Source organism: Ectopseudomonas khazarica, assembly GCF_017915135.1.
GTDB classification, from domain to species: Bacteria; Pseudomonadota; Gammaproteobacteria; order Pseudomonadales; family Pseudomonadaceae; genus Aquipseudomonas; species Aquipseudomonas khazarica.
Genome location: NZ_CP068551.1, coordinates 1345331 through 1359395, shown reverse-complemented (window position 1 = coordinate 1359395; position 14065 = coordinate 1345331). Strand labels below are relative to the sequence as shown.

Sequence of the window (14065 nt, the reverse complement as noted above, 5' to 3'; positions counted from 1 at the left end):
CAACGATATCATCAGATATTAAAATTGCAGAACGCGCTGTCGAAAGCTTTTCCCTTACGAGCAATAAAATAAAATTAAATCCTTACAAATCAATTAGTTGAAAATTAATCACAACCAACCAACAAAACCTGGCACAGCCGCTGCAATAGTCCTGGCACAACGGATAAACACAGCGAGACGCCACGATGGCCAACTTCAATCTGTTCAACACCCGGGCCGCGCAACTGCCGGCCAGCGACACCCTGAATCAGCAGCAGGCACCGGCTTATGCCTACACGCCCAAGCACAAGCTGGCTCAGCTCGCCGTCACCGGCTGCCTGAACCAGACCTTCTACGCCGATGCTGAAACGCAGCTGGCCGAAGTGCTGAAGCTGGTCGCCGAACTCGACGCCCGCTACGTGGCCAAGGCCGCACTGTACGCCCGCAAGAAAGGCCACATGAAAGACATGCCGGCCCTGCTGCTGGCAGCCCTGGCCGCCCAGCGCTCGAGCCTGGTGCCGGCGCTGTTCGAGCAGGTGGTGGACAACGGCAAGATGCTGCGCACCTTCGTGCAGATCCTGCGCAGCGGCGTGACCGGACGCAAATCGCTCGGCTCGCAGCCCAAGCGCCTGGTGCAGAACTGGCTGAACGCGGCCAGCGAACGCCAGCTGCTGCAGGCGGCGATCGGCAACCAGCCGTCACTGGCGGACGTGGTGAAGATGGTTCACCCCAAGCCGAGCGAAGCCTGGCGCGAAGCCTTCTTCGCCTGGCTGATCGGCAAGCCGGCCGATGCCGCCGCCCTGCCGCCGCTGACCCGTGCCCTGCTGGCCTTCCGCAGCGGCGCCAGCAGCGAGCTGCCGGACGTGCCGTTCCAGCTGCTCGGCAACGAGACGCTGAACGCCGAGCAATGGGCTGAGCTGGCCGGACGGATGGGCTGGCAGGCTCTGCGCATGAACCTCAACACCCTGCTGCGCCATGGCGCACTGGCGGTCGAGGGTTGCGCAGAGCGGGTCGCAAAGCGCCTGGCTGACACCGAAGCCGTGGCCAAGGCACGGGTTTACCCGTACCAGCTGCTGGCCGCCTACCGCATGACCGGCGACGGTGTGCCGCTGGCCGTGCACGAGGCGCTGCAGGATGCCCTGGAGCTGTCGCTGGCCAACGTGCCGGCGCTGAGCGGCCATGTGGTGGTGTGCCCGGACGTGTCCGGCTCGATGCACAGCCCCGTGACCGGCTACCGCCAGGGCGCGACCACGGCGGTGCGCTGCATCGATGTCGCGGCGCTGGTGGCGGCGGCCATCCTGCGCAAGCAACCGCGTGCTCAGGTACTGCCGTTCGAGAACAAGGTGGTGAAGGTGGCGCTCAACCCGCGTGACAGCGTGATGAGCAACGCGCAGAAGCTGGCGGCGGTCGGCGGTGGCGGCACCAGCTGCTCCGCGCCGCTCAAGCAACTGGCCGACGCCAAGGCCAAGGTGGACACACTGGTTCTGGTTTCCGACAACGAATCCTGGATCGACGCCCGCCGCCATGGTGCCACCGAAACCCTGCGGCAGTGGGAACGGATCAAGCACATCAACCCGCAAGCGCGGCTGATCTGCATCGATCTGCAGCCCTACGGCACCACGCAGGCGGCGGACCGCAAGGACATCCTGAATGTCGGCGGCTTCAGCGACGCGGTGTTCGATGTGCTGGCACAGTTCGCCAGCGGCCGCTTCGGCGCCGGCCACTGGGTCGACGCCATCGAGCAGATGGAGTTATGACAACGCGCCCGGCCCATTGCGGCCGGGCACACAGATCAACGATTTCGAGCGCATTCGAATGCCGATGGGACTACATCCAAGACGTCTCATCACACCCTTGTCGACTGCGCACGAAGGCACGAATGCCAGTGGCTGTACATTGGTTATGCCGGGTTCGATACCGGCCCGTGGCAACACGGAACAGTCACTCATCTTGTCGTGCCACCTGATTCAGAGTTTTGCGACGAATGCCGGTGGAACTACACCCTTCCACGGTCGAGATGCGGGTTCGAATCCCGTCGACTCCATCACTGCGGGGTCGTAGTTCAATGGCAGAACACGAAAACGTTTCACCACACCTTGTCGTCGCATCTTTTTTGGCCCGCCACGGCGGGCCGGCAGCGAATGCCACGGGTACTACATTGGGTCGCGGGTTCGAATCCCGCCAGCCGCAAGGCTGTAGCTCAGCCGGTAGAGCAAATGTGCCCGTTATCTCGTCGCTGCGCGGAGGCCCGGCCTCCACTTTTTTGACTGACCCGGCGAATGCCGGTGGAACTACAGAACGTGAAGGTTGCGGGTTCGACTCCCGCCCCGGCAACGGGTAGCTCAATGGGATAGAGCGGCGCGCATGTTTCACCACCTCTAGTCGCCGCACTGCACACACGCCGGATGACCGGCACGAATGACGAGTGAATGACGATGCAAACCAAGACTTACAACCTGCTGGAAGTGGCCAACGGCAAGCCGATCAAGCTGTGGACGCAAGGCGTCCCGGTCGAGGAGGACGCCAAGCAGCAGTTGATGAATACGGCGAAGATGCCGTTCATCTTCAAGCACCTGGCGGTGATGCCGGATGTGCACCTGGGTAAGGGCTCGACCATCGGCAGCGTGATCCCCACGGTCGGCGCGATCATCCCGGCGGCCGTTGGTGTGGATATCGGTTGCGGCATGATCGCCGCGCGCACCACGCTGATGGCCCACGACCTGCCGGATAACCTGGCCGGCCTGCGCGCCGCCATCGAGAAGGCCGTGCCGCACGGCCGTACTTCCGGGCGCGGCGCCCGCGATAAAGGTGCCTGGGAGAACGTGCCGGAGCTGACCGACCACGCCTGGTCGGCGCTGAGCGAGCGCTTCAAGCTGATCACCGACAAGCACCCGAAGCTGGAGAAGACCAACAACCGCAAACACCTGGGAACCCTGGGAACCGGCAACCACTTCATCGAGGTCTGCCTGGATGAAGCCAACCGCGTGTGGTTCATGTTGCACAGCGGATCACGCGGCGTGGGTAACGCCATCGGTAACCTGTTCATCGAACTGGCCCAGGCCGATATGCGTCAGCACATCGCCAACCTGCCGCACCGCGACCTGGCCTACTTCGAAGAAGGCAGCCAGCACTTCAACGACTACGTGGAAGCCGTGGGCTGGGCGCAGGACTTCGCCAAGCAGAACCGCGCACTGATGATGCACGCGGTGATCGCGGCGGCACGAGGCGTGATCAGCAAGCCGTTCGATGTGGCGCTGGAAGCGGTGAACTGCCACCACAACTACGTGCAGAAGGAGCGCCACTTCGGCGAAGAGGTGCTGGTAACGCGAAAAGGTGCGGTGTCGGCGAAGAAGGGTGAGCTGGGGATCATCCCCGGCTCCATGGGGGCCAAGAGCTTCATCGTGCGCGGCCTGGGGAACGAGGAAGCGTTCTGCTCCTGCAGCCACGGCGCCGGCCGAACCATGAGCCGTACCAAGGCGAAGAAGCTGTTCACCGTGGACGACCAGATCAAGGCCACGGCTCACGTCGAATGCCGAAAGGACGCCGACGTGATCGACGAAATCCCGATGGCCTACAAGGACATCGACCAGGTAATGGACGCCCAGCGCGAGCTGGTGGAAGTGATGCATACCCTGCGACAGGTGGTATGCGTGAAAGGATAGGAAAATGAAGTACCTGAACGACTGGCTGGAGCGGCTGACAAGCCGCGCCCCGGCCGCAGATTACGGGGAGAACTGGCGTCTGCAGGAAGCGCAGAGTGCCCTGCGCCAGGGCCACGCAGAGGGCGACTGGGCAAGACTGAGCGGCCACCGCAATGGCCTGGTGCGCGAGGCCGCCGTACGCGAACTCGGCGAGCAACCCTCGCCCGAGGCGTTGACGGCGCTGCTCGAACGCCTCAACGACTGGGTGCCGCAGATACGTACCCTGGCCAAGGCGGCGCTGCAGCGCTACCTCACCAGCGGGCACGCCGCCGAGTTGCTGTACGCCCTGCCCCAGCTGATGGCACTGGCCGGGCGCCAGCGTGACGACCATGCTCCGACCCTGGCCGCCGCCCGCCTGGCACTGCAGGCCGACTCGGTGCGCAGCCAGGTGGAAGCCGCCTTCGCCAGCAGCCAGGGGCAGGCGGCGCGTTTTCTCTTCGCGCTGCTGCTCGAAGTCAGCGACAACCCTGCCCGGCTGCTGGAGCGAGCCCTGGCACACCGCGAAATGACCGTGCGCCAGCAAGCGGTGCTGGCCTGCCAGGCTCTGCCGGATGAACAGGCCGTCGCACTGTTGCAAGAAGCCCTGCACACACCTGGCGCCAGCGTACGGGTAAAGGCCATGCATGCCCTGCTGCAGCGCCTCGACGACCCACGCGAACTGCTGCGTCGTGCACTGCTCGATGCCTCGCCCGCCATGCGCAGTCTGGCGCTCTGGGCGGCGCCGCGCTGGCAACTGGACGCCCGCCAGGTACTGAGCGGCCGTCTGCAACAAGCGCTGCCAGAAAGCAAGCGCGAGTGGCTCATGGTCCTCGGCCTGGCCGCCGACCTGGATACGCGCCTGGCGGACGACTGGCTGCAAGCCGCTCTGCGCGCCCCGCAAAGCAGCGTGCGCCTGGCCGCCGTCAGCGCCCTCGGCGACACACAGTTGAACGAGCAACTGGCCGCTCTCGATGACCCGGCAGACAAGGTCTTCGCCATGGCCGTGCGCAGACTCAGCCAGCAGCCCTGGTCAGCGATGGCCGAGGCACTGGATGCCCGCCTCGACCGCCAGCAGCTGTCGCCCGCGCGCCACAGTGCACTGATGCACCTGCGCCCGCGCTGGCAGCAACTGGCTTACCTGCTGCGCCGCCTGGACAGCCGCGAGGCTGACCAGCACTGGCTGGAGCAGATCGCCCAGTGGTGCCAGCGGCAAGGGCTGATGGTCGACCCGAGCACAGGCCGAGAGGAACGCATGCAACTGCTGGAGCGACTGCAAACACTGGAACGGCACGGCCAGCTGCCGCCAGGTTGCTACGCACGCCTGGCATGAAGGACATAAGGATGAATGAGATGAACCTGCAACAGCGCCATCCGCTCAGCGACGCCATGCGCGCACGGGTGCTGGAAGAACTTGAGCGCATAGAACGCGAGCACAACGTCAAGGTGCTGTATGCCTGCGAGTCGGGCAGCCGCGCCTGGGGCTTCGCCTCGCCCGACAGCGACTACGACGTACGCTTCGTCTACGTGGAAAAACCGGACTGGTTCGTCCAGGTCGACACACCGCGCGACGTGATCGAGCGGCCGCTGGACGACGAATTGGACGTCAGCGGCTGGGAGCTGCGCAAGACCCTCGGCCTGCTGCGCAAATCCAACCCGACGCTGCTGGAATGGCTCGACTCACCGCTGGTGTATCGCCAGGAAGACGACGACACGGCGCGCCTGCGCGAACTGGCCGACCTGTTCTACAGCCCGCCGGCGGCGCGTCATCACTACCTGTCGATGGCCAGGAAGAATTTTCGCGGCTACCTGCAGGACGAGACGGTACGCTTCAAGAAGTACTTCTACGTGCTGCGCCCGCTGCTTGCCGTACGCTGGATCGACCAGGGCCGCGGCCGCCCGCCGATGACCTTCGCCGACCTGCTGCAGACGGTGGACGACCGCGCCCTGCTGGCGGAAGTCGGGGAGTTGCTGGCGCTCAAGCGCAGTGCTGACGAGTCGGCCTACGGCCCACGTCGCCCGGCCCTGCATGCGTTTATCGAAGCGCAGCTGGAGCAGACGGTAGCGAGCCTGCCACGCACCCGAGCGGACGATAGCGTGCTCGATACCTACCTGCGTGAGACGGTCGAGCGATACGCCTGAATGATCATGCCCTCGCGCTACAAGGGCATGATCAGCGAACACAAGGACACAACATGAACACGGATTTCCTCGAACTGGACGGCGCCATCGGTGGCGGCCAGATTCTGCGCAGCGCGCTGAGCCTGTCGATGCTCACCGGCCAGCCGTTTCGTATCCACAACATCCGCGCCAAGCGCAGCCGGCCGGGCTTGCTGCGCCAGCATCTGACCGCAGTGAATGCCGCCGCGCAGATCTGCTCGGCCAACACCTGCGGTGTCGAACTTGGCTCACAGAGCCTGAGCTTCGTACCGGGGCCGATTCGCGGCGGCGATTACCGCTTCGCCATCGGCACCGCCGGCAGCTGCAGCCTGGTGCTGCAGACGCTGCTGCCCGCCCTGCTGCAGGCCGACGCGCCGAGCCGCATCCACCTCAGCGGCGGCACGCACAACCCGCTGGCACCGCCTTTCGAATTTCTCGCGCACAGCTGGCTGCCACTGCTGCAGCGCATGGGCGCACAGGTCGAACTGCAGCTGCTGCGCCATGGCTTCGTGCCGGCCGGCGGCGGTGAACTGGCCCTGCAGATCACCCCTGGCACCCTGCAACCGCTGCACCTGCGCGGCCCCGGCGAACGCCTCGGCCAGCAGGCACGGGCACTGCTGGCCGACGTGCCGGGACATGTGGCCGAGCGCGAACTGGCGAGGGTCGGCAAGCGCCTGAAATGGCCGGCCGAAGACCTCAAGGGGGTGTGGCTGGAGCGAGACATCGGCCCCGGCAACATACTGCTGCTGGAGGTCACCTGCAGTGATGTCACCGCCGTGTTCAGCAGCGTCGGACAGACCAGCGTGCGCGCCGAACAGGTGGCCGACCAGGCCATCGAACAGGCGCGCACCTGGCTCGGCAGCGGCGCCGCCGTCGAGGAGCACCTGGCCGACCAGTTGTTGCTGCCACTGGCCATGGCAGGTGCCGGCAGTTTCACCACGCCTCACGTCAGCGAACACCTGAGCAGCAACATCGAGGTCATCCAGCGCTTCCTGGATATCGATATCCGCTGCTGCAAGTCGGAGCGCAACGTGCAAGTACAGGTGCTGCGACGCTGACCACGTTGCTGTCGACAATCAGCCACTGGCCCAGGCTCTCCTATACTGAGATTCCCGCCCCCTTCCAGGAGAGCCATCATGCGCCGCACGCTCATGTTTCTCGTCGCTGCACTGATCAGCCTGCCGCTCTGGGCCATGCACTGCCCTCAGGACATGGCCAAGATCGATGCCCTGTTGCAAAGCGAACCGCCGACCGACCCCGAGGTACTGGCCAAGGTGAAGGAGTTGCGCGCCGAGGGCGAAGCCCTGCACAAGGCGGGCGATCACGCCGAATCGGTCAAGGTGCTGGGCGAAGCGCTGGATCTGCTGTCCGCCAGCGAGTGACACCCCTGGGAGCGATGCTTGAGCCTGCTAGAAACCGCTGTATAGCAGGCTCAACGCCAACTGACGCACTTCCTGCAGGTCCACCGGTTTGCTCAGGCAGGCCGCGGCGCCACGCGCCCGGGCGTCCTCGAACAGCCGCTCATCGGCCACCGCACTGATCACGATCACCGGTATGTTGCGCAACCTCGGTTCCAGGCGCATGGCATCCAGCACGTCCAGGCCACTGCCGTCCGGCAGGTCGATATCCAGCAGCACTAGCGCCGGTTCGCTCTCCTGCAATACGGCCAACGCACTCTTGCAGGAGCTGACGCCGCGAACCTCGGCGAACTCCCGCAACGAGGCCTGCAGAATCCGCATGCAGGCCGGGTGATCTTCGACGCACAACACCTGAACCAGACTCTGCACGGTCTGAGGCGCGGCCTCATGGCTCTCGTCGCCCAGCGCGTCCGGGCTGGCCGCGCTGGGCAGGTCGAGCCAGAAGCAGCTGCCGACGCCCGGCTCGCTGCGCAGGCCGATCTCGCCATCCATCAGGGTGGCCAGCTCGCGGCAGAGCACCAGCCCGATACCGGTACCGGGAATGTTCGAGCTCTCACGCCCCAGTCGCTGGAACGGCTGGAACAGTTGCGCCTGCTGTTCGCTCGACAACCCCGGGCCGGTGTCGTCGACCCACAGCCGCACGCAGTCGGCGCGCACCTCGTACCCCATGCGAATCATCCCGCGCGGGCTGTTGTACTTGATCGCATTGGAGAGCAGGTTGAGCAGAATCTGCCGTACGCGCCGCGGGTCGCCCTGCACGAACAGGGGCGGGTCCGCCGGTTCCATGACCTGCAGGTGCAGCTGTTTCTGCTGCACCTCCGGCTGCACCAGCTCGGCACAGCCACTGAGCAGCGTACCGATGTCGATCGCCTGCAGCTGCAGCTGCTGACGCCGACTCTCGATACTGGACAGGTCGAGGATGTCGTCGACCAGCGAGGTGAGATGGCGACTGGCGCTGACGATTTCCCGCGAATAGTCGGTCTCCAGGCGGGCATCCGCCTTGTCCTGCGCCTCCATCTCGATCAGTTGGGCAAAGCCATGGATGGCGTTGAGCGGCGTGCGCAGCTCATGGCTCATGCTCGACAGGAAGCGACTCTTGGCCTGGCTGGCCGCAAGCGCCTCCAGGCTGGCATGCCGCAACTCCTCCTGAACCTGCTTGAGCCGGGTGATATCGACATGCGTCCCCGCGATGCGCAGCGGCCAGCCGCTCTCGTCCCGGGCCAGGACCTTGCCCCGGCTGAGCAGCCAGAGGTATTCGCCACGGCAGTCCAGGTAGCGGTATTCGGCATCGAAATGCTCATCGCCATTGTCGGCGAACTGCTTGCGCAGGTGCCGCAGGCGCTCGAGGTCATCCGGGTGCACACGCTGGTTGAACTCGCTCAGCGTCAGGTGCGTGCCACCCAGGCCGAAGCGGCGAACGAAGCGCTCGCTAAGCTCGATGGTCAGGGCCCGGCTATCGATTTCCCAGAGGCTTTCCGTGGTGCTGTCGAGCACCAGCTGCAGGATGCTCTGGGCTTCGAGCCGCTCCTGCTCGCTGGCCTTGAGCTGCTTGCCGGCCCGCTGCATGGCATCGGCGAGGCGCCGCACTTCATGGATGTGGCTGTCCGGCGCGACGGGCAGATCCCTGCCCTCACCCAGGCGGGTCGCCATGTCGACGATGCCGGAGATGGGCTTGGCCAACTGATCGCTCAGATGCCGCGAACGCAGCCACATCAGTGCGAAGAACAACAGATAGAAGGCCAGCAGCCCGGCGATCAGCAGGTAACCGATCTGCATGTAACGCTCGGACAACTGGTTGGTATCGTGAAACACCTGCTCCTCGTCCACCACCAGCAGCAGGCGCCAGCCGGTCTGCGGAATCTCGCTCCAGGCCACCAGCTGGCTACGCCCGCCCAGCAAGACCTCCTGCACGCCACCTGGGCCCTCGCTCATCGCCTCCAGCAGCGGCGCCATGCCATCGCGCTTGGCCAGGTTGAAATCCTCAGGCTTGAGTACCTCGCGACGCACCGCCTCCTCGTAGGAGTATTGGGTCAGCTCGCGCAGGCCGAAGTCCAGCTCACCCGCTTCGGGGAGCGCCATGATGTTGTAGTCATGGCTGACCAGCATCGCATAGCCCCGCCAGGGCACGTTGAGCTCGGCGATCTCGCTCAGCACCTGGCCGACCGTGACATCCAGCCCCACGACACCTTCGAGAAAGCTCTCGCGGTAGACCGGGGCGATGACCGACATCGTCCAGCCCAGGCCCGCCGGGTCCAGATACACGTCGGTCCATACCACCTTGCGCTCGGGGTTGTGCTTGGCGTCGGCAAGGTAATAGAAGTTGTAATCGGGTATCACCATGTCGTGGGGATACTGCGCCGGCGTGTCGAACCAGGGATAGATACGGTTGTAGCTGTCCCAGCTGTTGAAATACAGCGCCGCCACCAGCGGGTTGGCGTGCCGGATCGAACGCATCAGTGGATCCACCTGCGACAGGCGCATGACCTTGGCGTGGTCCTGTTGCGCCAACGGCGTGCTGTTGGCGTAGAACGAAGCAGCCCGACCATCGTCACTGCGGGTATAGAACACCCCGGAGTCGGTCAGCGCATGGCGCGCCCGTTCGAGGTCATCGGCCTGGAAACGGCTATCGAGCAGCGCATCATGCGTCGCATCGCGATAGACCTGCAGCAGCGACTCGATGGAGCGCAGGCGACCATCGATGATCTGCCCTTCGCGCAACGCGGCGCTGGCCAGGTCCTTGACCGCCGTTTCCTGCAGGTGGCTGATCTGCGCATCACGAATGGCCTGATTGCTCAGCAGGTACACCGCAATCAGCACCGACTCCACCAGAATCAGCGGGATCAGCGCGCTTTGCACGAACGCTCGCCAGATCCACTGACGCAGAGGGTGGCGGCTAGAACTCGGCATTGCGGCTCCTTTCCATGGGCAGGCAGGCGGATGCGGGAGGCCATCATAGCGTCCTGAGATGGAATCCGCAGTCGACGCCGAGGAACCTTTACCGTACACTCCGCGTCGTAGATGTAACCACGAAGGTTTTGGGGCCGATTAGGATTCGACGCCGGTAGCGAAACTTGAGGGGCATGCCGAGTAGGTGACAGTTCTCGTAAATCCGCTGCCACAATTTGATAGTTGCCAACGACGACAACTACGCCCTGGCCGCCTAAGGGCGCCAGCTGACCCTAGGGGATGCCTGTAAACCCGAAGATCTGGTCAGTCATATAGAACAGGATCGCCGCCAAGTTCGCTGCAGACGTAACGGCTAAAACTCATGCAGCTCGCTCCAAGCACCCTGCCACTCGGGCGGCGCGGAGTTAACTCAGTAGAGATGGCTAAGCATGTAGAACCGATAGCGGAGAGCTGGCGGACGGGGGTTCAAATCCCCCCGGCTCCACCAATTGAAACAAGCATAAACCCCTGATTTTCCTAGAGAATTTCAGGGGTTTTGTGTTTTCAGGGGCAGTAACTGTCCCGAAAGTGTCACAAGAGCCACAACGCCTGCTCAATGCTCAGGAACAGCACACCCCGAACTCAAAAGGACTTGTTCATGACTCTCCGACTCAGCCAACTGGCGCCTCACGCAAAGACAGCTCTCGTTGTGATCAGCGGGATAGCTGCAGCGATCACATTCTACTGGCAGTTCCACCCATGGCTGACAGAGAAAACGAACAACCCAGCATTCTATGGGCGCTGGTTGAGTGAATACGAATACCCCAATGGTCCAGGCAGAGTGAACATTCGCGGGGTAATGGAGTACCTAGAAAACGGTACGTTTCGGTACAGCGGGCTAATGACTGTGAAGCTTCCTGACGTGAAAGGCCAGGTCATCTACAGAATCTCAAGCGCTGGAGAATGGGACGGGAACGACGAGCGAGTAATCATCAAACTGAGCGATTCAAAAAGCGCTCTGGAGATGGTCGAGACTGACAAACTAAAGGTCAGCGGCGCCCAGTACACCAAGCTGATGGGAGAACCGCCGAAGTTCGCAGAAATCCCCCAGGGCACGCCTGAGCACTTCCAAGTGCACTTGATCGAACCCAACCGGATAACGTTGAGCGCGAGCGATCTGGATGGCAACCCAGTAACCTTCGATATGCTCAGGACTCCAAAGCGTATCCTCTGACAGAAGCCAACGGATTCAGCTTCACCGCTTCCGCCAGATACTCCTGCGCCAAGTGCGCATAGCGCATGGCCATGGCCATGGCCAAGCTGGAGTGGCCCAGGATTTTCCGTAGCGTGAGGATGTTCCCGCCCTTCTGCATGAAGTGGCTGGCGAAGGTGTGGCGGAGTGCGTGGCTGGCCTGCCCTTTCGGCAGCACAATGCCGGATCGGCTCAACGCTCGACGAAACGACGTGATAGCGCCAGTGAACTGGCCATGACGTTTTCAGTGGTCACGAATGAACGCTTCCAGCTCGGGCTGGATCGGCACGCTTCGTACCTTGCTGGATTTGGTCTTGCTGTAGGTGACGGCACCGAATCGGCTGGAGCGTCAGTTCAATGTCAGCGAGCCGAACAAGGTCTGGGTCACCGATATCACCTACATCCGCACCTATGAGGGCTGGCTGTATTTGGCGGTGGTGCTCGATCTGTTCTCTCGGCAGGTCATTGGTTGGTCGATGAAACCTCGCATGAGCAGCAGCCTGGCCATTGATGCACTGCTGATGGCCGTCTGGCGACGTAAACCGAAGCAGGAAGTAATGATCTACTCCAACCAGGGCCGTCAATTCAGCAGCTCGGATTGGCAGAGTTTTCTCAGAGCCAACAATCTTGTTGGCAGCATGAGTCGCCGCTGCAACTGTCATGACAATGCGGTCGCCGAAAGCTTCTTCCAGTTGCTCAAGCGTGAACGGATCAAGCGCAGGATCTATGGCAATCGGGATGAGGCGCGAAGCAATGTGTTCGATTACATCGAGATGTTTTACAACCCCAAGCGGCGACATGGTGTCGCCGAGAAGCTGTCGCCAATAGAGTTCGAGCGACGTTATTTTCTGAGGCAAGACGGTCTCTAGAAAAACCGGGGCTATTCAACTGCCCGTATTGGTTAGCCGTTGTTGGTCGCCTCGATGATGATATTGACGTTGAGCTTGGCAATATCCGGCAAGGTGGCCCTGGCCTGGTTATTGTCGTTGCTACCGAAGTCCATCCCCGCCAGTTGGCTGGCCAGGGAGTCTGCCACCGCCTGACCCAGGTCGCTGATGGGGGCGTCCGCCGTGCTGTAGATCGGCTCACCGAGGATGTTGCTGAAGTCGCTGTCATCGGTGACGTGGAACTGGATGGAGGCCTGGGCAAAGACGGCGCACGGGCCAAAGGCCGTGGCCATGAAGCCCACCATCAGAATGACGTGGTCGTCATAGATGCTGTGCACGAAATCTACCTTGCAGGTGACCAGCATCCCGGCGTTTTGCCGCATCACCGACAGCTCCTGATACCAAGTCCGGTAGCTATAGTCCCCTTTGCGGTACTCCAGACTCTGGTTGAGCTCCCCTGTGGTCCCCTTCCACTGCTGCCAGTTGCCTCCCAGCATGCGGGCTACAGCCTGGTGGTCGAAATTGATCGGGGTGCCGCCACCAGACTCACTGTTCGCCACCGCCAGGCAGGCCCGCACTATGGTGTGGCAGGACACAGGTATCATGTAGAAACGGCCACCGTCGCTTTCGCTGAGATTGGCTATCACCTGGCAGATTTTGTTGAAGGTTTTGCAGGCGGCGTCGAAGGTTTCGACGAACTCGTTGGCGGCCGCTTCCGAAATACCGGCAGATTCCAAAGCGCCCAAGGCGCCCAGCACTTCAGCACCGATATCCACCGTTTTTATCACCCAGGACGGCACCTGGTAGGCCGAGCCGGCCTGCCAGTCCTGGCTCACTTGGACCAGCTCACGATTGGTGTTGAAGGTCAGCACAAGGTTGGTATGGTCGTCGGTGGAGGCGGAAATGATATGGTCAATCTGGATGGCCGCCGCCATGGTGTCGACATCGGGATAGTCCACCACAGGATCGTAGATGCGGTACTGGGCGTCCTGGGTGCGATAACCGATGGCATTGCCGTTTAGGGTGCTGTCGCTGTAGTTGTCGAGATAAAGGGATTTGAAAAGGGACTCGTCCAGCCCGAGAAACCAGGATGCGGGTTCACTGGTCGAGTAAAAGCAGCGAAAACTCTGGAGTTGGTTGCTCCAGTTACCGACACTCCCCCTTTTTGCGCTGGCGAGATCGCGGTATTCGGTGCTGGGATGGACCTTGAGCACCTCACCTCTGTAGTCCGGCTGGTCGTAGACCTCCAGCCAGGCATTGGTGCCGGTGGCCAGAGAGCTGATGTTGTTCTTCAAGTCACGGTTGGTGCCGTTGGTGCCGTATTGGCAATTGTTGAGATCCCCGGCGTAGTTGGTTCCACGGTAGATCTTGCAGTCACCCTCGAAATCAGTGTTCTCTGCGAAGATGATTTCGCCGTCTTGCAGGTCCAACTCGGGGCGGGTGGCACCACTGGCCCAGAAGCTGGGCTTATGGTCGTACATCACGAAACTGGATATCTGGTTATCCCAGTTACCATTGCCTCGGTTGGTGTGGACTTTAGTCAAATCGTAAATTCTAGTATTGGGGCCAAGTTGCATGGCATCGCCATCGAAGCTCTTGCCCTGGTAGACGATAAGCCAGGTTTCGGAGCCAGTTTCTATCGAGCTGACGCCACTGATGTCGGGGCTGCTTTGGGCCTGGGGTCCCGTATAGGTGGGCTGCAGCGCGTCCTTGTATTCTTGGCTTTTGTAAAAAGTGACGAACGTGGACGTAGACATGGTTCTCACCTCCGCTTTGTGAACGAGACAGCCCCCGGCAGCGGGAGCG

At 62.5% G+C, this 14065-nt stretch carries 9 protein-coding genes, 1 other RNA gene and 2 pseudogenes; 9 read left to right on the top strand and 3 right to left on the bottom strand.

Annotation, left to right across the window (positions count from 1 at the left end; all coding sequences use genetic code 11):
* Nucleotides 1-185: 185 nt before the first annotated feature.
* The 6 genes from JLK41_RS06235 (at nucleotide 186) to JLK41_RS06210 (ending at nucleotide 7198) form a co-directional block, all read left to right on the top strand.
* Complete coding sequence (locus JLK41_RS06235) at nucleotides 186-1736, top strand: vWA domain-containing protein (RefSeq protein ID WP_210390607.1); 1551 nt, start codon at nucleotides 186-188, stop codon at nucleotides 1734-1736.
* 678 nt (nucleotides 1737-2414) lie between these two features.
* Nucleotides 2415-3641, top strand: a complete 1227-nt coding sequence (locus JLK41_RS06230; protein ID WP_134677267.1) for an RtcB family protein — start codon at nucleotides 2415-2417, stop codon at nucleotides 3639-3641.
* 4 nt (nucleotides 3642-3645) lie between these two features.
* Nucleotides 3646-4989, top strand: coding sequence for a PBS lyase (locus tag JLK41_RS06225; protein ID WP_210390606.1), 1344 nt, complete (start codon nucleotides 3646-3648; stop codon nucleotides 4987-4989).
* A 20-nt stretch (nucleotides 4990-5009) separates the two neighbouring features.
* On the top strand, nucleotides 5010-5798 hold the full coding sequence (locus tag JLK41_RS06220; protein WP_210391198.1) for a nucleotidyltransferase domain-containing protein: 789 nt from the start codon (nucleotides 5010-5012) through the stop codon (nucleotides 5796-5798).
* Between the two features lie 53 nt (nucleotides 5799-5851).
* Complete coding sequence (gene rtcA / locus JLK41_RS06215; RefSeq protein ID WP_150608507.1) at nucleotides 5852-6874, top strand: RNA 3'-terminal phosphate cyclase; 1023 nt, start codon at nucleotides 5852-5854, stop codon at nucleotides 6872-6874.
* A 78-nt stretch (nucleotides 6875-6952) separates the two neighbouring features.
* Nucleotides 6953-7198, top strand: coding sequence for a hypothetical protein (locus tag JLK41_RS06210; RefSeq protein ID WP_037047057.1), 246 nt, complete (start codon nucleotides 6953-6955; stop codon nucleotides 7196-7198).
* Between the two features lie 27 nt (nucleotides 7199-7225).
* Here JLK41_RS06210 and JLK41_RS06205 read toward each other — a convergent pair whose 3' ends face one another.
* On the bottom strand, nucleotides 7226-10141 hold the full coding sequence (locus tag JLK41_RS06205; protein WP_210390605.1) for a hybrid sensor histidine kinase/response regulator: 2916 nt from the start codon (nucleotides 10139-10141) through the stop codon (nucleotides 7226-7228).
* A gap of 130 nt (nucleotides 10142-10271) precedes the next feature.
* Here JLK41_RS06205 and ssrA point away from each other — a divergent pair.
* Both ssrA and JLK41_RS06195 read left to right on the top strand, forming a co-directional pair.
* Nucleotides 10272-10628, top strand: a transfer-messenger RNA (tmRNA) gene (ssrA, locus tag JLK41_RS06200).
* A 150-nt stretch (nucleotides 10629-10778) separates the two neighbouring features.
* Nucleotides 10779-11354 (top strand): hypothetical protein, encoded by a 576-nt coding sequence (locus JLK41_RS06195; RefSeq protein WP_210390604.1) that lies wholly within the window; start codon nucleotides 10779-10781, stop codon nucleotides 11352-11354.
* Here JLK41_RS06195 and JLK41_RS06190 read toward each other — a convergent pair.
* Nucleotides 11329-11700, bottom strand: a pseudogene (locus tag JLK41_RS06190) (tyrosine-type recombinase/integrase); the annotation flags it as partial. The gene JLK41_RS06195 and the pseudogene JLK41_RS06190 overlap by 26 nt on opposite strands.
* On the opposite strand from JLK41_RS06190, the pseudogene JLK41_RS06185 reads away from it, so the two are divergent.
* A pseudogene (locus JLK41_RS06185) lies at nucleotides 11696-12241 on the top strand (IS3 family transposase); the annotation flags it as partial. The pseudogenes JLK41_RS06190 and JLK41_RS06185 sit on opposite strands and share 5 nt — an antisense overlap.
* 32 nt (nucleotides 12242-12273) lie before the next feature.
* Here JLK41_RS06185 and JLK41_RS06180 read toward each other — a convergent pair.
* Nucleotides 12274-14016, bottom strand: coding sequence for a peptidase inhibitor family I36 protein (locus tag JLK41_RS06180; protein WP_081876412.1), 1743 nt, complete (start codon nucleotides 14014-14016; stop codon nucleotides 12274-12276).
* Nucleotides 14017-14065 lie beyond the last annotated feature (49 nt).